Source organism: uncultured Maricaulis sp. (assembly GCF_905480005.1).
Lineage (GTDB): Bacteria > Pseudomonadota > Alphaproteobacteria > Caulobacterales > Maricaulaceae > Maricaulis.
Genome location: NZ_CAJQOO010000073.1, coordinates 1 through 19,117, shown reverse-complemented (window position 1 = coordinate 19,117; position 19,117 = coordinate 1). Strand labels below are relative to the sequence as shown.

Annotated in this window: 23 protein-coding genes; 16 read left to right on the top strand and 7 right to left on the bottom strand. The window is 63.4% G+C overall.

The features are described from left to right. Window positions 1-241 precede the first annotated feature (241 nt). From QZ266_RS07765 to QZ266_RS07725, 9 genes are all read left to right on the top strand, one after another. Window positions 242-829 carry an NAD(P)H-dependent oxidoreductase gene (locus QZ266_RS07765; protein ID WP_295693574.1) on the top strand — a complete coding sequence of 196 codons (588 nt, stop codon included), beginning with the start codon at window positions 242-244 and terminating at the stop codon, window positions 827-829. Between the two features lie 142 nt (window positions 830-971). Next, complete coding sequence (locus QZ266_RS07760; protein WP_295693573.1) at window positions 972-1,613, top strand: heme-binding protein; 642 nt, start codon at window positions 972-974, stop codon at window positions 1,611-1,613. Between the two features lie 92 nt (window positions 1,614-1,705). Further along, window positions 1,706-2,026 carry a hypothetical protein gene (locus QZ266_RS07755; protein ID WP_295693571.1) on the top strand — a complete coding sequence of 107 codons (321 nt, stop codon included), beginning with the start codon at window positions 1,706-1,708 and terminating at the stop codon, window positions 2,024-2,026. 122 nt (window positions 2,027-2,148) lie between these two features. After that, a complete protein-coding gene (locus QZ266_RS07750) occupies window positions 2,149-2,541 on the top strand; it encodes a hypothetical protein (RefSeq protein ID WP_295693569.1) in 393 nt (130 codons plus the stop codon). A gap of 198 nt (window positions 2,542-2,739) precedes the next feature. Next, a complete protein-coding gene (locus QZ266_RS07745; RefSeq protein WP_295693566.1) occupies window positions 2,740-3,534 on the top strand; it encodes an enoyl-CoA hydratase-related protein in 795 nt (264 codons plus the stop codon). 72 nt (window positions 3,535-3,606) lie between these two features. Further along, window positions 3,607-4,404, top strand: coding sequence for a DUF817 domain-containing protein (locus QZ266_RS07740; RefSeq protein WP_295693564.1), 798 nt, complete (start codon window positions 3,607-3,609; stop codon window positions 4,402-4,404). A 42-nt stretch (window positions 4,405-4,446) separates the two neighbouring features. Next, window positions 4,447-6,453 carry an acetyl/propionyl/methylcrotonyl-CoA carboxylase subunit alpha gene (locus tag QZ266_RS07735; protein ID WP_295693561.1) on the top strand — a complete coding sequence of 669 codons (2,007 nt, stop codon included), beginning with the start codon at window positions 4,447-4,449 and terminating at the stop codon, window positions 6,451-6,453. Between the two features lie 225 nt (window positions 6,454-6,678). Further along, complete coding sequence (locus QZ266_RS07730; RefSeq protein ID WP_295693559.1) at window positions 6,679-7,635, top strand: hypothetical protein; 957 nt, start codon at window positions 6,679-6,681, stop codon at window positions 7,633-7,635. Window positions 7,636-7,765: 130 nt separating this feature from the next. Continuing rightward, entirely contained in the window at window positions 7,766-8,533 is a 768-nt protein-coding gene (locus QZ266_RS07725) for a hypothetical protein (RefSeq protein WP_295693557.1), read from the top strand. Here QZ266_RS07725 and QZ266_RS07720 read toward each other — a convergent pair. Continuing rightward, on the bottom strand, window positions 8,520-8,987 hold the full coding sequence (locus tag QZ266_RS07720) for a hypothetical protein (protein ID WP_295693554.1): 468 nt from the start codon (window positions 8,985-8,987) through the stop codon (window positions 8,520-8,522). The two genes, QZ266_RS07725 and QZ266_RS07720, sit on opposite strands and share 14 nt — an antisense overlap. Window positions 8,988-9,081: 94 nt before the next feature. Between QZ266_RS07720 and QZ266_RS07715 the strand changes: the two genes are divergently transcribed. Then, window positions 9,082-9,519, top strand: coding sequence for a DUF1489 domain-containing protein (locus QZ266_RS07715; protein ID WP_295693552.1), 438 nt, complete (start codon window positions 9,082-9,084; stop codon window positions 9,517-9,519). A 208-nt stretch (window positions 9,520-9,727) separates the two neighbouring features. On the opposite strand, the gene QZ266_RS07710 is transcribed toward QZ266_RS07715, so the two are convergent. Then, window positions 9,728-10,501, bottom strand: a complete 774-nt coding sequence (locus tag QZ266_RS07710; protein ID WP_295693526.1) for a glutaminyl-peptide cyclotransferase — start codon at window positions 10,499-10,501, stop codon at window positions 9,728-9,730. A gap of 49 nt (window positions 10,502-10,550) precedes the next feature. After that, window positions 10,551-11,417: a pantoate--beta-alanine ligase gene (gene panC, locus QZ266_RS07705; RefSeq protein WP_295693523.1), complete on the bottom strand. Its 867-nt coding sequence runs from the start codon at window positions 11,415-11,417 to the stop codon at window positions 10,551-10,553. 84 nt (window positions 11,418-11,501) lie between these two features. On the opposite strand from panC, the gene QZ266_RS07700 reads away from it, so the two are divergent. From QZ266_RS07700 to QZ266_RS07685, 4 genes are all read left to right on the top strand, one after another. Next, window positions 11,502-12,125, top strand: coding sequence for an SPOR domain-containing protein (locus tag QZ266_RS07700; RefSeq protein ID WP_295693520.1), 624 nt, complete (start codon window positions 11,502-11,504; stop codon window positions 12,123-12,125). 60 nt (window positions 12,126-12,185) lie between these two features. Next, window positions 12,186-13,073: a division plane positioning ATPase MipZ gene (locus QZ266_RS07695; protein ID WP_295693517.1), complete on the top strand. Its 888-nt coding sequence runs from the start codon at window positions 12,186-12,188 to the stop codon at window positions 13,071-13,073. After that, the gene (locus QZ266_RS07690) at window positions 13,073-13,549 is read left to right on the top strand and encodes a J domain-containing protein (RefSeq protein WP_295693514.1); all 477 of its coding nucleotides are present in this window, start codon (window positions 13,073-13,075) and stop codon (window positions 13,547-13,549) included. The genes QZ266_RS07695 and QZ266_RS07690 overlap by 1 nt, the downstream gene beginning before the upstream one ends. A gap of 71 nt (window positions 13,550-13,620) precedes the next feature. After that, the gene (locus tag QZ266_RS07685; RefSeq protein WP_295693511.1) at window positions 13,621-13,842 is read left to right on the top strand and encodes a hypothetical protein; all 222 of its coding nucleotides are present in this window, start codon (window positions 13,621-13,623) and stop codon (window positions 13,840-13,842) included. Here the strand turns inward: QZ266_RS07685 and dprA are convergent. The 4 genes from dprA to QZ266_RS07665 are packed head-to-tail and all read right to left on the bottom strand — an operon-like array spanning window position 13,821 to window position 17,864. After that, on the bottom strand, window positions 13,821-14,984 hold the full coding sequence (gene dprA, locus QZ266_RS07680) for a DNA-processing protein DprA (RefSeq protein ID WP_295693509.1): 1,164 nt from the start codon (window positions 14,982-14,984) through the stop codon (window positions 13,821-13,823). The two genes, QZ266_RS07685 and dprA, sit on opposite strands and share 22 nt — an antisense overlap. Beyond that, the gene (plsY, locus tag QZ266_RS07675; protein ID WP_366523942.1) at window positions 14,981-15,616 is read right to left on the bottom strand and encodes a glycerol-3-phosphate 1-O-acyltransferase PlsY; all 636 of its coding nucleotides are present in this window, start codon (window positions 15,614-15,616) and stop codon (window positions 14,981-14,983) included. Before plsY ends, dprA begins: the two co-directional genes overlap by 4 nt. Window positions 15,617-15,627: 11 nt before the next feature. Next, on the bottom strand, window positions 15,628-16,905 hold the full coding sequence (locus tag QZ266_RS07670) for a dihydroorotase family protein (RefSeq protein ID WP_295693505.1): 1,278 nt from the start codon (window positions 16,903-16,905) through the stop codon (window positions 15,628-15,630). Further along, on the bottom strand, window positions 16,902-17,864 hold the full coding sequence (locus QZ266_RS07665) for an aspartate carbamoyltransferase catalytic subunit (protein WP_295693504.1): 963 nt from the start codon (window positions 17,862-17,864) through the stop codon (window positions 16,902-16,904). The genes QZ266_RS07670 and QZ266_RS07665 overlap by 4 nt, the downstream gene beginning before the upstream one ends. Before the next feature lie 142 nt (window positions 17,865-18,006). Between QZ266_RS07665 and QZ266_RS07660 the strand changes: the two genes are divergently transcribed. Both QZ266_RS07660 and QZ266_RS07655 read left to right on the top strand, forming a co-directional pair. Continuing rightward, window positions 18,007-18,519 (top strand): GNAT family N-acetyltransferase, encoded by a 513-nt coding sequence (locus QZ266_RS07660; RefSeq protein ID WP_295693500.1) that lies wholly within the window; start codon window positions 18,007-18,009, stop codon window positions 18,517-18,519. A gap of 8 nt (window positions 18,520-18,527) precedes the next feature. After that, window positions 18,528-18,962: a hypothetical protein gene (locus QZ266_RS07655; RefSeq protein WP_295693497.1), complete on the top strand. Its 435-nt coding sequence runs from the start codon at window positions 18,528-18,530 to the stop codon at window positions 18,960-18,962. Window positions 18,963-19,117: the final 155 nt, after the last annotated feature.

Sequence of the window (19,117 nt, the reverse complement as noted above, 5' to 3'; positions counted from 1 at the left end):
CGCCTATGAGGCTGAGGGTAACCCCTATTTCTCCACCGCCCGCCTGTGGGATGACGGCATCATCGCCCCGTCCGACACGCGCCGCGTGCTGGGCCTGTCCCTGTCGGCCGCCCTGAATGCGCCGATCGAGAAGACGAAGTTCGGCATTTTCCGGATGTAGCTGAGGGCCCGGCGGGCCTGTGACGCGCTGCCGCGGTGTTGCAGGGCAGGCGGTGTGCTAAACCACAGCGGGAGTGTGGTTATGTCGAAATCCATCTGCATCATCAACGGTCATCCTGACGGCGCGCCGGACCGTTTCGTGGCGGCACTGTGCGAGTCTTATGCGCAGGGCGCGGCCGCGGGCGGGCATGATGTGTCCCGCATCGATATCGCCGGCCTGCCGATCGAATTCCTGTCCAGCGAGGCTGAATTTGCCACGGCACCGGCCGCGGAGATCATCGCGGCGCAGGAGGCAATCCTCGCGGCGGACCATCTTGTCCTGGCCTATCCCTTGTGGCTGGGCACAATCCCGGCCCGGCTCAAGGCGTTTCTGGAACAGGTTGGCCGAGCCGGTTTCCTGCTCGATACGGGCGGTGACAGCCATAAATGGCCGGTCCGGCGCATGCGCGGCAAATCGGTCCGCATCATTGTCACCATGGGCATGCCGGGTTTCGCTTATCGTCTCCTGTTCGGTGCCCACAGCCTGAAAGGGCTGGAGGCGGGCATTTTCCGCATGTCGGGCTTCAGCCCGGTGCGACACACCATTTTTGGCGGTGTCGGCGCCTGCGGGCCGGACGGGCGGCAGGCCATGCTCGACCGGGTCGAACGCTTGGGACGCCAGGCGCGCTGACCCGGATGGCGGCGCGGTCCGCCGGACGGCAGCGCGCAACCCACCGGTCGAGTTGGCTCGGTTCGGAATCGTCAGGACATTGCCCGATCACACCAATCCGTTCGGACGGGGCGAGCGTACAGGTCTTCAAAGGAGATCGCTCATGAGCTCGTCCCATCTGTTTGTCATTGCCGTATCGATCGCGACGCTTGGCGTTGCCGCACCCGCCCTGGCCGCGGAGGAGCCGGCACACACTTTGGTATTGCGCGACGGCGCGATCGAGATCCGTGACTACGCCCCTCAGATCACGGCCTCCGTCGAGGTGGACGGGTCGATGGCGCGCGCCGGCAATAGCGGCTTTCGGCCCCTCGCCAATTATATCTTCGGCGGGAATACCGCCCGCAACGGGGCCGGTTCCGACGAGATCGCGATGACGACGCCGGTGACCCAGACGCGGTCACAGGAAATTGCCATGACCTCTCCGGTCACACAGTCAATGCAAGGCGGCGATGTCTGGCGGGTCGCCTTCATCATGCCGGAGGAGTGGGGCATGGACACTCTGCCAATCCCTGATGACCCCCGGGTCCAGATCAGTGAAATTCCCGCACGCCGCATGGCGGTCATCCGCTTTTCGGGCGGCGCATCCGATTCCCGGTTCGAGACCAAGTTCGATGAGCTGGTCGCCTATCTGGACGCCGAGGGCCATGCGCAGATCGGCGACCCGGTTTACGCGCGTTATGACCCTCCCTGGATCCCGACACCGTTTCGCCGGAATGAGGTGATGGTCGAGATCGCCCCGAGCTGATCCCGCCGCGACCGAAACACGGTTCGCGTGACATCGGACCTGTCCATGTTAACCTCGTCATTTGTCGATTGACTGTCGGGGGGCAGGATCAAGTGCCGGAGTTTCTGGAACAATTTTTGGGCTATGCCCGTGAGGGTTTTGCCGAGGTCAATGCGGTCCTGGGGCTGTTGATTGCCGCAGTCTCAACGCTCATCCTGTCGAAATGGGCGCGCTTGCCGGTCATTGCCGTTGGGGCGGTCATCGCCCATATCGTGCTGGAAAGCCTTGCACCCGTTATCGCCGAGGTCGGGAGTTTCTACCTGCCACCGCTCCTGGAAGCGCATTTCTGGCGTGAGGTCGGGGCGCTTTTCGTGGGCTATCTCGTGGTGATTGGAATTCTTTTCGCAATCAAGCGGATTGTCACAAAAAGTTAACAAAACTCGCCTCTCAGGAGAACCCGCTTTCCAAGATGAAAAATTCACTAGAACGTTAACACCGTGCACTCATCTTGGGGTAAGGTGAGTGAAGCGTTTTTTTTGCGGAAGGGGACCGCGTAATGGAATTTCTCGATCAGATCATGGGCTATATCCAGCCCGCCATTGACTTCTTCATGCCGGGTCTTCTGGCCAATGCCGGAGACGGGACAGTGGTGCACTGGATGCCGCTGGGCATCCAGATGGGCGTGATCGCTCTTGTCCTGGCACTTCTCATGCGCGAGTTCGGGGCCATCCTGATCTTCACCGTCGTCGGCGTGATCATCCATGTGATCGTTGATGTGGTGATGCCGATGGTGCGGGGCGGTGGAGCCGGCGATTTCGATATCGCGGCCTTCGGCCAGCTCGTCATCCAAAAGCCATATCTGCTCTATCTCGGCGCATTGGCGATCGGCTATTTCGTGGCCATCATCGTGCTGTCGATCATCAAGGGCCTGATCTTCCGCGGCGACTGACCGCGTGATCTTCCGGTGCCGTAGGGGCGGTGCCGGGCTGGGGGCAAGAACGGGCTGTCGGGAAACCGACGGCCCGTTTTTCTTTGCGCTTCGCCCGCAGGGCGGGCGTGTGCGGTGATGTGACCGCTTGTTGCCGCCTCGTCACGGGACTAAGCCTAGGGGATAGACTACCTGACCCGCTTGCCTGTGGAGCTGCCCATGTCCGACGCCCCCGTCCTGCTCGATGTCAGCCCGGCCGGAGTGGCCGTTGTCACGCTGAACCGGCCCGACAAGCACAATGCTTTCAACGCCGAAATGATCGAGCAGCTGTCCGACATTTTCGAGACGCTGCGCGCCAATGGCGATGAGGTCCGCATCGTCTTCCTGCGCGGCAATGGCGGGAGTTTCTCTGCCGGTGCCGATCTCGACTGGATGAAGGCGGCCGCCCATTACACGGAAGCCGACAATGAAGAGGATGCGATGGCACTCGCCACCATGCTCAAGCGTCTCTACGATTTGCCGCAACTGACCGTCGCCCTGGTCCAGGGCGCGGCCATGGGCGGCGGCGCCGGCCTGTTGTCGGCCTGCGATGTCGGCATTGTCATGAAGAATGCCAAGATCCGCTTCTCTGAAGTACGCCTGGGGCTCACCCCGGCCACCATCTCGCCCTTTGTCATTCGCGCCATCGGTCCGCGTTGGGCACGCGCCCTGTTCGCGTCGGGGGAAGGCTTTGACGGCAATTTCGCGCACCAGATCGGTCTTGCCCAATACGTTGTCGAGAATGAGGACGAGATGGCGCTGATGGAAGAGCACTTGGCCAAGCTGGCCTTCTCCGCTGCGCCGGGGGCGGTCGCCGATGCCAAGGCGCTGGTCGATGACGTCACCGGCAAGGCGATCGATCACGGCCTCGCCGTTCACACCGCCAAGGCGATCGCCAGGCGTCGGTCCTCCGAAGAGGGCAAGGAAGGCCTCAGCGCTTTCCTCGAACGCCGCAAGCCGGTCTGGGCGGAGTAGGGCGCCCTGGGCTCGCTCCGCGACCCGCGTTCTTTCCTGCATGCCCGCCGTGCGGCGCTGCGGGCCTGGTTCGTGCGCGGCCCGTGGACGCTGGGCGTGTTCGAATTCGTCAGCTTCGGTATCAAGCAGGCCTGGGCCTGCCTGTTCGGCGGCCTCATGCTGGCCCTGCTGCTGGCGACCTTCCTCTGGTACCCGCCCGACAATGCCCTGGCGCGTTATGATTTCATCACGCTGGCGGCGCTGGGGATCCAGCTCGCCCTGCTGGTGACACGGCTGGAGACGCTGGAGGAGGCGAAGGTGATCGCCATCTTCCATGTCGTCGGCACGGTGATGGAAATCTTCAAGACCCAGGCCGGCAGCTGGGTCTATCCGGAGGAGAGCCTCCTGCGGATTGCCGGTGTGCCACTCTTCTCCGGTTTCATGTATGCGGCGGTCGGATCCTATCTCGCGCGGGTTTGGCGAATCTTCGAATTCCGATTCGACCGATTCCCGAATCTATGGCTGCAATTGGCTTTGGCGGCAGCGGTTTACATCAATTTCTTCGCGCATCACTACGGTCAGGATTTCCGGCTTCTCCTCTTCATCGCGACGGTGCTGATCTATGGTCGCTGTGTGGTCTGGTTCCGGCCGGATGAGGCCCACCGCCCGATGCCGCTGGTGATCGGCTTTCTGCTGGTCGCGCTCTTCATCTGGTTCGCGGAAAACCTGGGAACCTTTGCCCGCGCCTGGTCCTATCCGGGGCAGGAGGCGAGCTGGCACATGGTGTCGCTGGCCAAGCTCGGCTCGTGGTATCTTCTGATGATCATCAGTTTCGTGCTGGTGGCGGCTGTGCAATACCGGCGCACGGATCCGTCTCGGGTCGATGACTGATGCAAAACTGACAACATCACTGCCCACGGGGATAACAGGCTCATGATCAAGACGCTCCTGATCGCCAATCGCGGCGAGATTGCCCGCCGCGTCATGCGGACCGCAAAACGCATGGGTATCCGCACGGTCGCCGTCTATTCCGACGCCGATGCCAACGCGCCGCATGTGCGCGAGGCGGATGAGTCAATCCTGCTGGGACCGGCGCCGGCGTCCGAGAGCTACCTGCTGGGCGACAAGATCATCGAGGCGGCGATTGTTACCGGCGCCGACGCGATCCATCCCGGTTATGGCTTCCTGTCCGAGAATGCGGCTTTTGCCGAAGCTTGCGCCAGGAATGACATCACGTTCGTCGGTCCGTCTCCGGACGCCATCCGGGCCATGGGTCTGAAAGACCAGGCCAAGGCGCTGATGGAAAAGGCGGGCGTGCCGGTCACCCCGGGCTATCACGGCGAGAATCAGGATCCTGACCACCTGGCCGCAGAGGCCGGGACTATCGGTTTTCCGGTTCTGATCAAGGCGGTTGCCGGCGGTGGTGGCAAGGGGATGCGCAAGGTCGATGCGGCCGAAGACTTTCTCGCCGCGCTGGACAGCTGCAAGCGAGAGAGTTCGAAAAGCTTTGGCGATGATCGCGTCCTGATCGAGAAATTCATCACCAATCCGCGCCATATCGAAGTCCAGGTCTTCGGCGACAGCCGCGGCCGGGTCGTCCATCTCTATGAGCGCGATTGCTCGCTGCAGCGCCGCCACCAGAAAGTCATCGAGGAAGCCCCCGCGCCCGGCATGACGCCGAATGTGCGCCAGGCCATGGGTTCAGCCGCCATCAATGCCGCCCGGGCGGTCGGTTATGTCGGTGCCGGCACGGTGGAGTTCATCGTCGACGGATCCGGCGCGCTGCGCGAGGACGGCTTCTTCTTCATGGAGATGAATACCCGTCTCCAGGTCGAACACCCGGTCACTGAAATGGTCACCGGCCTTGATCTGGTCGAGTTGCAGCTCAAGGTCGCGGCCGGTGGCTCCGTGCCTGAGCAGGACAGTATCCATCTTTCCGGCCACGCCATGGAAGCGCGTCTTTATGCCGAAGATCCGGTGGCCGGATTCCTGCCGTCGACCGGCCCGCTGGAGCGTCTCGAATTTCCGCAGGCTGGACCGGGCCGTCGCGTGGATACGGGTGTGGAAGAGGGCGGCGAAGTCTCGCTCTATTACGATCCGATGATCGCCAAGCTGATCGCCCACGGCGATACGCGCACCGAGTCGGCTCACACCCTCGCCGAGATGATTGACGAGCTGGTCGTCTACCCGGTACGGACCAATGCCGCCTTCCTGCGCCGTGCAGCGGTGCATGAGGAGTTTCTGGCGGCACGCTTGTCGACCGGTTTCATCGAGACTTATCTGGATGACCTCATTCCCGCCCCTGTAAGGCCGGTGGACGCGGCATTTGCCTTGCTCGGTGCGCTTGATCTGCGCCCGGTCCTGGCAGGGGCCCTGGACCCCTTCGAGGCCGCCGATGGCTGGCGTCTCAATTCTGACCCGCGCTTGCGCCACCGGTTCGAGGTTGGCGATGAGATCGTGACCGTCGTGCTGCAGCGGGTCGGCCATGCCCTGGAAGTGACGGTTGGTACCGAGACAACCCGGATCACCGATCTGGCGATCGAAAGCCATGATCGTGGCTATGGTTTCGAAGCGCGCGCCGACGGGCTCGGCCTTCAGGCAGTGTGCGAGGCCGTGGATGGTGGCGTGCTTGTCGCCTGTCGCGGCCGGGCAACGGTCTTCGCCTTCGAGAATCCGGAAGCCGCTGCCGACGCGATGGAAGCGGGCGATGCCGTCAAGGCGCCAATGCCGGGCAAGGTCCTTGCGGTCAATGTGAAGGCGGGGGACCGCGTGACCAAGGGGCAGGCTCTCGTGGTGCTCGAAGCCATGAAGATGGAGCACGCCCTGGCCGCGCCGCGTGATGGCGTGATCGGCGAACTGACGGTCGAGGCGGGCGGTCAGGTTGCCGAAGGCGATGTTCTTGTCGCGCTGGAGGCGCTGGAACAGGTCGTGGCGGCCTGAGGCGTCCGATCGCGTCGCTGATGCCTTGAATATGTGCGTAAGCACAAGTCACCCTCGACCTGATTTCCCGGTTACAGCCGTCTGCCGGCAAGCCATGATTGGGGTGGACCGACCACAGGTCGATCGTTGACGGGTCAGGACGGCTCGCAGCCGCACTTATCCCCCCACACGCGAAACCGGCACATCTCTTGCTCCTTCCCGGGAGACATCACGGGAGATGGTTCAATGCGTGACACCTATATGGATCAATTCAGCTCGACCTGGTCGGATGACGCGAAGCAGAAGTTTCGCCATGAGCCGGTCACGGTGCGCCACAATTACCACGAACATCACGCTTTTTCCGACGTGGCCCTGGCCGCGCTGGTCGAGCGTCATCCGCGTGACCTGATCGATTTTTGCACAATGGGCGAGGACGCCACCGATCATGACAGCTGGCGGGCCGGGGATCCCGGCGCGCTGACCGGGCTCGAACTGATCGAAGCGGTGCGCAAGGGCAAGCTGTGGATCAATCTGCGACATGCCATGGACCAGGATCCGGAATACCGCCCCATCTATGATGCCATGCTGGCCGACATGAAAAAGGCCGATCCGTCATTTCGCCCGTTGAGCGCCGAAGCCGGTATCCTGATCTCCTCGCCGACGGCGCAGGTCTTCCTGCATTCTGACGTCTCCGAGACGATGTTGTGGCATATGCGCGGTGTGAAACGTTTCCGCACCTATCCGGCCACGCGACCCTATCTCAATACCGATGACGTCGAATCCGTGCTGCATCACGACAAGACCGAGGACATCCCGTTCGATCCGGCCTGGGACAAGGATGCCTTCACGGTCGATCTTCACCCCGGCATGGCTGCCAACTGGCCGCTGCATGGTCCGCACAGGATCGAGAACCAGTCCGGCGTCAATGTCTCGGTCCCCTTCGAGATTTCGACACCGCAGTCGCGCCTGCAAAATTCCATTCTCTTCGCCAATGGCGTACTGCGCCGGCAATTCGGTCATGTGCCGACCGAAACCCGCACTGACGGGTTGGGTGCGCTGATGAAACGCATGCTGACCTATGCCATCAAGCTGAAGATCAAGCTGTTCGGCGAGGCGGCGCGGCCGATGCCGAAATCCGAGCGGACCTTTGATATCGATCCGGATGCGCCGGAAGGTTTCGTCAATCGCGAGGCGGCGGCCTGAGGCCATTGGCCCCCATCGACATGACAATGTTGTAAGGCGAGGGGATTTCCGGTCCCCTCGCTTTTGCGTTTGTGGCACAGATTCCGGTGGGGGTTGATTGTTGAACCATCCAACCTGTCTGGAACACATCATGAAGTCTGTATCTCTCTGGGCGGCCGCCGGCGCCGCCTGCGTCTCCGCCGGCCTGGTCGTCGCGCCTGTCCATGCACAGGAGACGCTCCACCCTGTCCTTGTCGAAGCCTTCGCCAATAGCGATCTTGCGGCCCGTGAGGAGGATTGGCGGTTCACCCTTCGCGTCACCAATGATGATGGTGATTTGGTCGGTCGTTTTGACGGCAGTCTTGCCGATGGCGAACGCTGGCAACTTGTCTCGCCGCCCGAGGATGAGCTGAGCGACATGCAGGCCGGCCTGTGGGCTGGCTTTGCCGAAGACGAAGACGAAGATGGGGACGAAGATGGGGACGATGAAGCCGGTGATGATGACACGGGCAACGGCCTCTTCTTTTCGCTTGCTGAAGCCGATATTGCGCCGGGCAGTTTAAGTCTCGCCGAGGAGACAGGCTCGGGCTGGATTTTCGATTTCGAGCCAGAACTCGGTGATGAAGAGATGGATGTTGCGGGTCATTTGCGGGGGCGCCTGACAATCGGCGGTCGCCCGACAGAAGTGCAGGAGCTCAGACTCTGGGCGCCGGAGAGCTTCAAACCCCATTTCGCGGTCCGTCTACATGCCTTTGAGATGGTGCAGGCCTATGAGCGTGTCGACGGCGTGCCCGCGCCGGTCCTGACGCGGCTCAGCCAATCCATTTCCGGCTCGGCCGCCTTCCAGGATTTTGACCAGAGCTTCGAGCTGGCATTCAGCGATATCGAGTTTCTCGGCGAGGCTGTCAGCGGTCGCTGACCGAGACCGCACTGGCCCGGGCCGCCGCTTCGGCGCGCGGCCCGCGCAATCGCGGATAGCGGAAAAGCAGATAGATCCCGGCCGCTTCCAGAGCCAGTGTCAGATAGCCTGTCGGAAGCGTGAAGTAGGCGTTGCCCAGAATAATGATCCAGCTCACCAGGTGGATCAGCGTTGCGATCATGAAGACCACTGCCGTCCAGTTCGAGCGGCGCAGCAGCAGGATCAGCACCAGCCCGATAAGCGGGGCCCGCAGGAAGGGCGCAACCAGTGAGAAAACCGGCGTGTGGGCGAGGATATTGCGGCCCTCGGCGCCGAAGGGGCTGATCTCCGGGAGGCCCAGTGCACCCAGCATGATCTGGCTGATGAAAAAGAGCGGCGCGATCAGAAGGAGTGCACAAATCACCGCAAAGGCGGGACGCGCATGGGCCTGCAGTGATCGATGTGATTGCGTCATGAAACCCCCTTACGAAGCCTCGACCGCCCTGTCCAGACAATCCGAAGACCGCTCCCGCTTTGACCCCGGGCCTGAGTCGGCCTAACTCCGGCTCATGGTTGTTCACATCGTCAAACTCTGTGTCGGCGTCTCCTCGGTCGAGGAGCTCGAAGCGCATCGCGACCGGGAGATGGCGGCGCGTCGTGCTGCCGGCGAACCGGAGGTGGCGATGCATGTCACGCGCATGTTTCCGGCCCGCAAGGCCGAGGTCGAAGCCGGTGGATCGCTCTATTGGGTCATGTCGGGTGCCATCCAGTGTCGCTCTGACATCATCGCTCTGGAGCACGTGACGGGCAGTGACGGGATCAAGCGGTGTGCGATCATCATGTCACCGGACGTCATCCGGACATCGGCCGCGCCGCGCCGCCCCTTCCAGGGTTGGCGATATCTCAAACCGGAGGACGCGCCGCGCGATCTGGGCGTCAGCGGTGAGGGCGGAGACGAGCTGCCCGATGCATTGCGGGCCAAACTGCTGGAGCTGGGTGCCTGGTAGAGTGCCGTCGTTGTGCGGTGATGCAGATTTTCGCGCACGCCCGCATTGAACATCCGGCTCGGATTGTCAGTGGTAACCGCGAGCAAACCTGGCCGGAAACCAAGTCGCCAGATAGATAGCCAGAAAACCAGCCAGCGAAAGCGTGAGCCAGTAAAGGCGCGGTTTGGTCGGCAGACGTGTTGCCAGAATCTTGATGGCGATCACCCGATTATTGCGGGCTACTCTCAGGCAGTCGGATTTCATACAGGGTCGGCCAGAGCTTTCCGGTCACGTAGATCTGGCCGGTCTCCGCATTCCACGCAATCCCGTTCGCTACGGCGTCCCGGCGACCGGCCACGGAGGGCGGGATGAGGGCGCTGAGGTCGATCATGGCGTCAACGACACCACTTTCCGGATCGATCCGGACGATGGACCGGGTCTCCCAGATATTCGCCCAGATCATGCCATCAATCCATTCCAGCTCGTTGAGGCGCCGGACCGGGCGACCATTGAGCGTGACATTGATGGAGTGCGACAGCGTCATCGTCTCGGGATCGAGGAAGCGCAGCTCGGGCGTCCCGTCGGACAGGATGAGGTGATTGCCGTCATAGGTCAGGCCCCAGCCTTCGCCGGGATAGCTGAAACTGTCGACCTGCTCGAATGTGTCCGCGTCGAAGATGAAGCCGCGTTGCGAGACCCAGCTGAGCATGAAAATCTCATCGCCGATGCGGGCCGAGCCCTCGCCGAAAATCGGCGGTGCGATGGCAACGCTTTGCTCGACGAGGCCGGTCTCCAGCGCAACGCGCCGCAGTGTGGATTGCCCGACCTGCCCGGTGCTTTCGAACAAGTCCCCGTCATGGATGAAGAGTCCTTGGGTGAAGGCGTTGGCATCATGCGGGTAGGTCGCGACGATTTCCGGCCTGATGATCTCAGGCGCCTGCGCGCAGGCGATGAGGGGCAGGCTGGCCCACAGGGCGAGGGCGGCAAGGTTTCGGGCAATCATGCGGGTCTCCCGGACAAGTGTCTCGCGCAGCTTAGCCGGTATTCCGGCATTACAAAGGCGGGTTGGCGGCCATGTTATCGATCAGGCGAGTTGAACCCAGCCTGACTGCGGCGAGAATGCGGGTTGGCCCGGTAATCGGACCAGGGTCCAGCACGGCGAGGGTGTCGGCGCAGCGAGCCTCGATATAATCGATGCTGTCGAACACGTCCTGGCAGGCCTTGAGCGCCTGGGCTTCCGCGGTTTCGCGATCCGTGCCGGTCTCGAGTGTCTTGGCGAACTCCTTCAGGATGATATTGAGCTGACCGGCCCGGGCGCGTTCATCGGCAGTGAGATAGGCATTGCGCGAGGACAGGGCGAGCCCGTCGCGGTCGCGACCGGTGGCGCCGGCGAGGATATCGATCGGGAAATCCAGGTCCTTCACCAATTGCCGGATCACCAGCAATTGCTGGTAATCCTTCTCGCCGAAAAACGCCATGTCGGGGCGGACCTGATTGAAGAGCTTGGCCACAACTGTGGCGACACCATCAAAGAAATGCGGACGTATATCCGTCTCGAGCCCCAGAGCCGGGCCCTTCAGGGCGACCGTGGCGGAGAAGCCGTCAGGATACATGATGTCCGGGGTGGGCAGGTAGATCAGGTCACACCGCGCGCTGGTGAGCTTTTCGGCGTCGTCCATCAGTGTGCGGGGATAGGCATCGAGATCCTCACCCGGCGCAAATTGCTTGGGATTCACGAAAATACTCGCGACCACGCGGTCGCACTGGGCCTTGGCCAGACGAACCAGCGACAAGTGGCCGTCATGGAGCGCGCCCATGGTCGGGACAAAGCCCACTGTCAGGCGGTCGTCACGCCAGCTGCGTATGCGTGTGCGCAGGGCGGATATCGTGGCGGCGTGGGGGATTTGCTGGGTGATCATATAAGGGTCCACAAAACGGGTCGCTTGGGGATAATCATAAGCGATGATACAGGCAAGCAATCCTATTTCGTCTACGGTAATGACATGAAACGACTGACTGTTTTTCTGGCTGCCTTTGCCATCGCGGGCTGCGCCTCCACCGCTGACCCGGCCGGCTCGACTCTGGCGACCGAGCCGCAGGTCGCGGTCGCCCCGACTCGCGCTGCCCAGCTTGCTGATGCGATGTCGCGGGAATTGGCGCATCTGGCGCGTTTCGACCCGGATGCGCTTGAGCGCGTCGAGCCGGAATTGCAAGCGCTGGCCAATGCGATCGTCGGCCTCAATGCGCCGGGCGAGATGCCGGACCTGCCCGTGACAATGTCCGTCGAACCGGGCGATTTGCCGCCTCCGCCCGCGGACATGGTGGACGCGCCCAGCCTGCAACACGCCGTTCACCTGGCCTCCTATCGCCGCGTCGAGACAGCGCAACGCGGCTGGACGGAATTGAGGGCGGCCCATCCCGAAATTCTCGGCTCATTGGACGCCCGACTGAGCGAAGCCGACATTGCCGGCCAGGGACAGTATCTGCGTCTCAAGGCCGGGCCGTTCGACACCGCTGGCGAGGCGCGCGCGGTTTGTCAGCAATTGCAGGCGAGCGGCGCCTATTGCGCGGCAGTTGACTTCTCCGGGCGGCGCATGGCGGATAGGGCCTCGACTGCAGGGCAATAGCATCATTGCCTGCGCGCGGGGATTTTGCGCGCCTCAAGCGTGGTCTAGATTTGAGGCAAGATGACAAGTCAGACCGGTTTTCGTTTGCCTACCAGGCCGCTGGGCCGTGTCCGCGAGGGTGTCCGCGCGGCGCATATTCTCGTGGTTGGCAATGAGAAGGGCGGTGCCGGCAAGTCGACCGTCGCCATGCATCTGGCCGTCGCCCTCCTGCGCATGGGCAAGACTGTTGGTGCCATTGACCTCGATCTGCGCCAACGCAGCTTCGGACGCTATCTCGCCAATCGTCAACGCTGGTGCGAGCGTCACGGCCTCTCCCTGCCACGACCGAGCGAAGAAGTCCTCGCGCCGAGCGCGCACCGGGATCTCGATCTGGTGGAAGAGGAGGAGACCGAGCGCTTCTCCGAGGCCTTGTCGCGGCTGAAGAGCAGCTGCGATTTCATAATTATCGATGCTCCCGGGGCCGATACGCTCTATTCCCGGCTGGCCCATTCCAGCGCCGATACCGTGATCACGCCGGTTAATGACAGTTTCGTCGATTTCGACTTGTTGGCCGAGATTGATCCGGAGAGTTACGAGGTCGGCAAGCCGAGTGTCTACTCGGAGATGTTGTGGGAATGCCGCAAGCGCAAGGCTCAGCTGGAGAAGCGCTCGATCGACTGGGTCGTCATGCGCAACCGGATCTCCATGCTTGATGCGCGCAACAAGCGACGCGTGGGCGAGGGGCTGAAAATGCTCTCCCAGCGGATCGGCTTCCGGCTGGCTCCCGGCTTCGCCGAACGGGTCATCTACCGCGAACTTTTCCCGCTGGGTCTGACCCTGCTGGACCTGACCGAGAGCGGTTCGACGGTGACCTTCACGATGAGCCATGTCGCTGCCCGCCAGGAATTGCGGGACTTGCTGATCATCCTCAAATTGCCCGGTCTCCAGGGCGAGACCATTCCTTTCTGATGACCCCGTTCGCGCTCGGAAGCCTTGTCCTCTTCGCCCTGATGGGAGCAGCCTGGTGGTTTGCGGGGCAGAAAACGGCCAAGGCTGCGAAAATGGTCCGCATCATCCTGGGCGGTGGTGCCTTGCTGGCCGGGATTGTGATCAGTCTGCGCGGTGCCGTCATTCTCGGCGGCCCGATCGGCGTGTTCGGTCTCGGCATGCTGGGGGAGGCGCTGCGGCCAGGCAGTACCCGGCGGCCGGGTGCTGCGGGTGGCGACCAGGCTGGAAACGGCCGGCCTCCGTCGAGAGGCGGTATGACACCGGCTGAGGCTCGCGAAATTCTCGGTGTGGATGAGGATGCCGATGCCGAGACCATTCGGGCCGCGCACCGCCGGCTCATGAAGAAAGTCCATCCGGACACGGGTGAGGGCTCAGCGGCGCTGGCGCGTCAGGTGCAGGAAGCGCGCGATTGCTTGCTGGCTGGATTGGGCGAATAGCGCGACAATAATACTCAAGGTTGTAATTTGGTAATGACTGGTCTACCGTTCCATCGAGGTGGGAGGGTGAAATGTCGCGCCGGATAAAGCCTGGCCATGACCTGTTCGGGCATCCCTTGCCCGGTGTGCAGCCCCTGGATGGCGCGTCCGACCATCTGGCTCGCAAGCTGCGCTCCTTGTCCGAAGACGCCTTCCATCATGGTTATGGCCAAAGCGCCTGCCTGATCGAACTTGCGGCGAATTATGTCGAGATGGAAGCCGTTCGCCTTGATCAGCTCTGGCGCCGGCGCTGAACCATCCCGCCCGGCAGGCTGGCGATCTCGCCACTCATCTCCATTTCCAGCAATAGTGCCTGAACCGTGCCGACGGGCAGCTGTGCCGCCCGTGCGAGCTCATCGCCGGACACCGGTGCCGGGGAGAGCAAGGCTCGCAACTGATCGAGCGGCGTGCGGGCCAGGACCGTCTCGGGCTCGTGACTCGGCTCATCCGCCTCGTCCCCGGCCTCAAACAGGTCAGCGCTGGCCGGTGCAGGGCCTTCTTCCAGCGCCCCGGCGGATGTCATCGGTGGGCGCGCATCGGCGAGGATGGCGAGGACATCATCCACGCCCTCAATCAGATGCGCGCCATCGCGCAGGAGCTGGTTGGAGCCCCGGGCTCGCGGGTCGAGCGGCGAGCCTGGCACGGCCATGACTTCACGACCTTGCTCCGCAGCAAAGCGGGCGGTGATGAGCGATCCCGAGCGCAAGGCGGCTTCCACCACGAGACTGCCCAGGGCCAGGCCGGAGATCAGCCGGTTACGGCGCGGAAAATCGCGCGCGGTCGGCGTCTGTCCGAGCGGCATTTCGGACAGCAGGAGACCGGTCTCGCCAAGGCGTTCATGAAGCTCGGCATGTTCCGGCGGGTAGATGTGATCAATGCCGCCGGCCAGGACCGCTATCGTTCCGCTCTCGATCGCGCCGGCATGGGCGGCGCCATCAATCCCGCGCGCAAGCCCGGAGACAATCACGAGGCCCTCGCGGCCAAGCCCGTTGGCCAGTTCGCGGGCGAAGCGCAGTCCGACAGCCGAGGCGTTGCGCGCTCCCACAATGGCGCAGGCCGGTCGGGTCAGCAGGCTGGCATCGCCCCGGACAATGATGGCGGGCGGCGGCGCGGGGATGACGGCGAGCAGTGGCGGGAAGTTGTTATCGAGCCCGGTGATGAGCCGCGCACCGGCGCGCTCGATGTGAGCGATTTCGGTCTCGATCCGGTCGGCGGACGGAATGTCCAGGGCCCGCCGCCCGGCGTCACGCGCCCGGCGAGGCAGGTCATCAAGCGCTGTTTCGGCATCGCCATAGCGCGCAATGGCGCGGGCAAAGCCGATCGCGCCCAGACCTTTGGTCCGCGCGAGGCGCAGCCACATCACCCTGTCGGTGTGGCTGGGCCCCGACGCCGTCATGTCTCGGGTGTGTCCGGGTCTTCGGCTGCCTCAGCCTTGTCCTTCTTGCCGCCGATGCGCGGCTCTTCGCCCTTGAGCAGGCGCTGGATATTGGCGCGGTGCAGCCAGTAGATCAGGCCTGTCAGAATGCCGGCCATGATGGCGACATCCGGCCGCCCCCACGCGAAGGCGGCGAAGGGCGCGGCCAGCGCGGCTGCCAGGGCGGCGAGCGAGGAAATCCGGAAGATCGCGGCCATGATCAGCCAGGTGGCGATCACGGTCAGGCCGACCGGCCAGAACACCACCAGCATCGTGCCGACAAAGGTGGCGACACCCTTGCCGCCCTTGAAGCCGAGCCAGACCGGGAAGCAATGACCGGCAAAGGCGAACCCGCCCGCGACCAGACCTTCCGTCGTCCCGAACGCCAGCCCGAAGACGGCCGCGGCAATGCCCGCCTTGCCGGCATCGAGAATGAGGGTGAGAGCAGCGAGGTCCTTGCGCCCGGTACGCAACACATTGGTGGCGCCGATATTGCCCGACCCGATGGCCCGGATGTCTCCGAGCCCGGCCATGCGCGTCAGCACCAGTCCGAAGGGAATGGAGCCGAAGAGATAGCCGCCGACGGCCGCGAGCGCGATCAGGACATAGGTCATCATGTTTGCACCTAGGGGTTGTAGAGTGTGTCTCCAGCGACGATGGTTTGCAAGACCCGTCCCTGGAAGCGGCGTCCCGACCAGGCGGAATTGCCGCGCGCCGAGGCGAAACCGTCGGGCTGGCAGACCCAGGGCTTGTCGCCGTCGATGAGAATGAGATCGGCCGGCGCGCCGACCGTGATCCGTCCCTGCGGCAGGCCGAGCAGGTCGGCAGGTCCGCACGTCAGGACCCGCAGGGCGTCCAGCAGGCTGATCTCGTCATCATGGACGAGACCGAGCATGGCGCCGAGCAAGGTTTCCTGGCTCAGCGTGCCGGCGACCGCCAGGGCAAAGGGTTCGCCCTTGTCGTCATAGGGGGTCGGCCGGTGATCGGACACGACCGCGTCGATCTCGCCCGAGATCACGGCCTCGACCAGCGCCTGTCGATCCGCTTCGCTACGCAGGGGAGGATCCATGCGGAAGGCGCTGTCCAGCCCGCCGGCGTCGACTTCATTGAGGGTCAGATGGGCAATCGCCACGGTGGCGGCAATCTCGAGATCGCGGCCACGGACATGGCGCAAGGCATCAAGGCCGGCCGCGGTCGACAGGCGATCAATCATCAGCTTGCCACCGGAGAGTTCGGCCAGGGCCGCATCGCGCTCGATGGCGATCCGTTCGGAGACCGCCGGCTCGGACGGGATGCCGACCCGGGCCGACCAGTCGCTTTCCAGAGCGACCGCGTCGGCGGACAGGCTGGCATCCGCAGGTCGGCAGGACAGCCAGACATCAAACTGGCTGGTATAGCTCAACAGGCGACGCATCAGGCGCGTGTCCGCGATGGGGCGGTCACCGCAGCCGGCATAGACCGCGCCGCCGCGGACCATCAGCCCGATCTCGGCCATTTGCTCCCCGGCCAGGGCCTGGGTCGCGCCACAGGCCGAGAGGACGCGCACGCCGCGCTGGGCCAGACCACGCGACATGCCGGCAAAACCGTCGGCCTTGTCCAGCGGGCTACGGGTATTGGGCGCAAGGACGATGGTACCGAAACCGCCACTCATGGCCGACGCGCAAAGCGTGTCGACGGTTTCGCCGTCCGGGGTCAGGGCGGGTTCCTTGGCGCAGCGCAAATCAATCAGTGCCGGCGCGAGAATGCAGCCCCTGGCGTCGATCACCTCATCGGCGGCGTCGAGATCCAGCTCGGTCCCGATCTGCGCGATAATGCCATCTTCGATCAGCACTCCGCCGGGGCCGTCCTGGCCGGATGCCGGGTCAACGAGCCGGGCATTGATGATGGCGCGGGTCGTGCTCATGCCGCGGCCTCCTTGCGGATATTGGCGCCGATCAGTTCCAGGATCGCCATGCGCACGGCGACACCGCTTTCGACCTGGTCGAGAATGACGCTGCGCTCCGGATCATCCGCCAGCCGGGTATGGATTTCGACCCCGCGATTCATCGGGCCGGGATGCATGACCAGCACGTCGGGCGACGCCGCTTCCAGACGTTCATGCGTCAGACCGAAAAGATGGAAGAATTCGCGCTCGGACGGCACAAAGCCACCGGTCATGCGCTCACGCTGCTGGCGCAGGGCCATGACCGCGTCACAGCCTTTCAGCGCCTCGTCGAGATCGTGGAAGACATCACAGCCCCATTGGTCGACATCGGAGGGCAGCAGGGTCGGCGGCGCACACAGGCGGATCTCGGCGCCGAGAATGTTCAAAAGGCCGATATTCGAGCGCGCCACGCGCGAATGCAGGATGTCACCGACAATCAGGATGCGGCGTCCGCCCACCTCGCCCCATCGCTGGGACAGGGTGAAGCTGTCGAGCAGGGCCTGGGTCGGGTGTTCATGCATGCCGTCTCCGGCATTGACGACGGAGAGCCCCGTCCGTTCGGCAAGGAATTGCGGAGCGCCGGTGGCCGGATGGCGCACGACCATGATGTCCGGCTTCATCGCGGCCAGGGTGCGCGCCGTATCGGACAGGCTTTCGCCCTTCGAGGCGGAGGAGTTCGCCATCGCGAAATTGACCACATCGGCGCCCAGGCGCTTGCCGGCCATCTCGAATGAGCCTTGTGTCCGCGTCGAGGCCTCGAAGAAGAGGTTGAGCACGGTCAGTCCGCGCAGGACATCGCTGCGCTTGTCCGGCGTCCGGTTGGCAGCCAGATAATGCGCGGCGCGCTCGAATATGATCTGGATATCAACGGGGTTGAGGTCTGCCACCGAAACGAGGTGGCGGTGGGGGAAGTCGTAGGAAAATTCCGCGCGGCTCATCCCGTCTCCTGGGTCGCCAAGGGCACACAGATACGTCGTGCGGCGGTATAGGGGGAGTTTAGGGCTGGAGCAAGGGAGGGTGTTGACGTGCGGTGGAGCTTGCGGCCTGCTGGGCGCGACTTTTTTCGCACCCGGAACACTCATGATCTCAATTCGCACGATGATGCCCGCGGACGTCTCAGCCGTTCTCGCGATCTACGCCGAAGGCATAGCCACCGGCCATGCCACGTTCGAGAGCACCGCCCCGGACTGGGCGCATTTCGACGAGAGCAAGCTGGCGGCACCCCGCCTGGTCTCGCTGGACGCAGATGGAGGGGTGACCGGCTGGGCAGCGCTGAGCCCGGTGTCCTCGCGCTGTGTCTATGGCGGGGTGGGTGAAGTCTCGGTCTATGTCGCGGAAGCCGCACGCGGGCAGGGGCTTGGTCGTGCTTTGCTCGAGGCCTTGGTCGTGGCCTCCGAGGCGGAAGGGTTGTGGACGCTGACGGCCGGTGTCTTCGCCGAGAACGCAGCCTCGATCCGTCTGCACGAGCAATGCGGGTTTGAGCGTCTCGGCGTGAGGCGTCGCCTCGGAAAGATGAGCCATGGGCCGATGACCGGACAATGGCGTGATGTTGTGCAGATGGAGCGGCGCAGCACGGTGGTGGGGGTGGGTTGATGGTGGGTATGAAATTCCGGTCCGAACGTTTCCGTTTCGCGGTCGAATTCTCGCATGGCGTGGCATTGGTGCGGCTGGGCGAGACCGAAGAGAGGTGGCCGATTGATGCGCATTCCGGATTTGGGGATCCGCAGATCATCTCGGAAACAGAGTTCGAGGCACTTGTGTTCGGAACCAGAGCTGTGCTGGCCACGAAGGAAGCGAGTTGGGTGATCCGGTGCGACTATCCCATCTGGGACATAACAAACGCCAATGGGAGCATACTCGTGGTCGAGGAGTTGGGTTTTCGAACATTTTCAAGTGCGGGTGCCATGTTGGCATCGGCGATGCCTATGGACATCCCATACGCATGGTCTGTAACGCCTGAGGGCTTGCGGTATGAGGATTTTGATCGAAACAGATCGCTCTGGTCCTTGCCTGGCCTTGAATTACTCGAAGGATGAGCGCTTGACCTGCGCGCCGGGGTCTCGTCTCGTTTGTTTCATGAAGACTCACACCCTGGCGCTGGGCGCCCTGATCCTTGCCGCAACGCCTGCCGCCGCCCAGTCTGAGCTGGAAACAGCGGCCTGCACGATTGAGCTCGTCGTCCTCGGGGTCG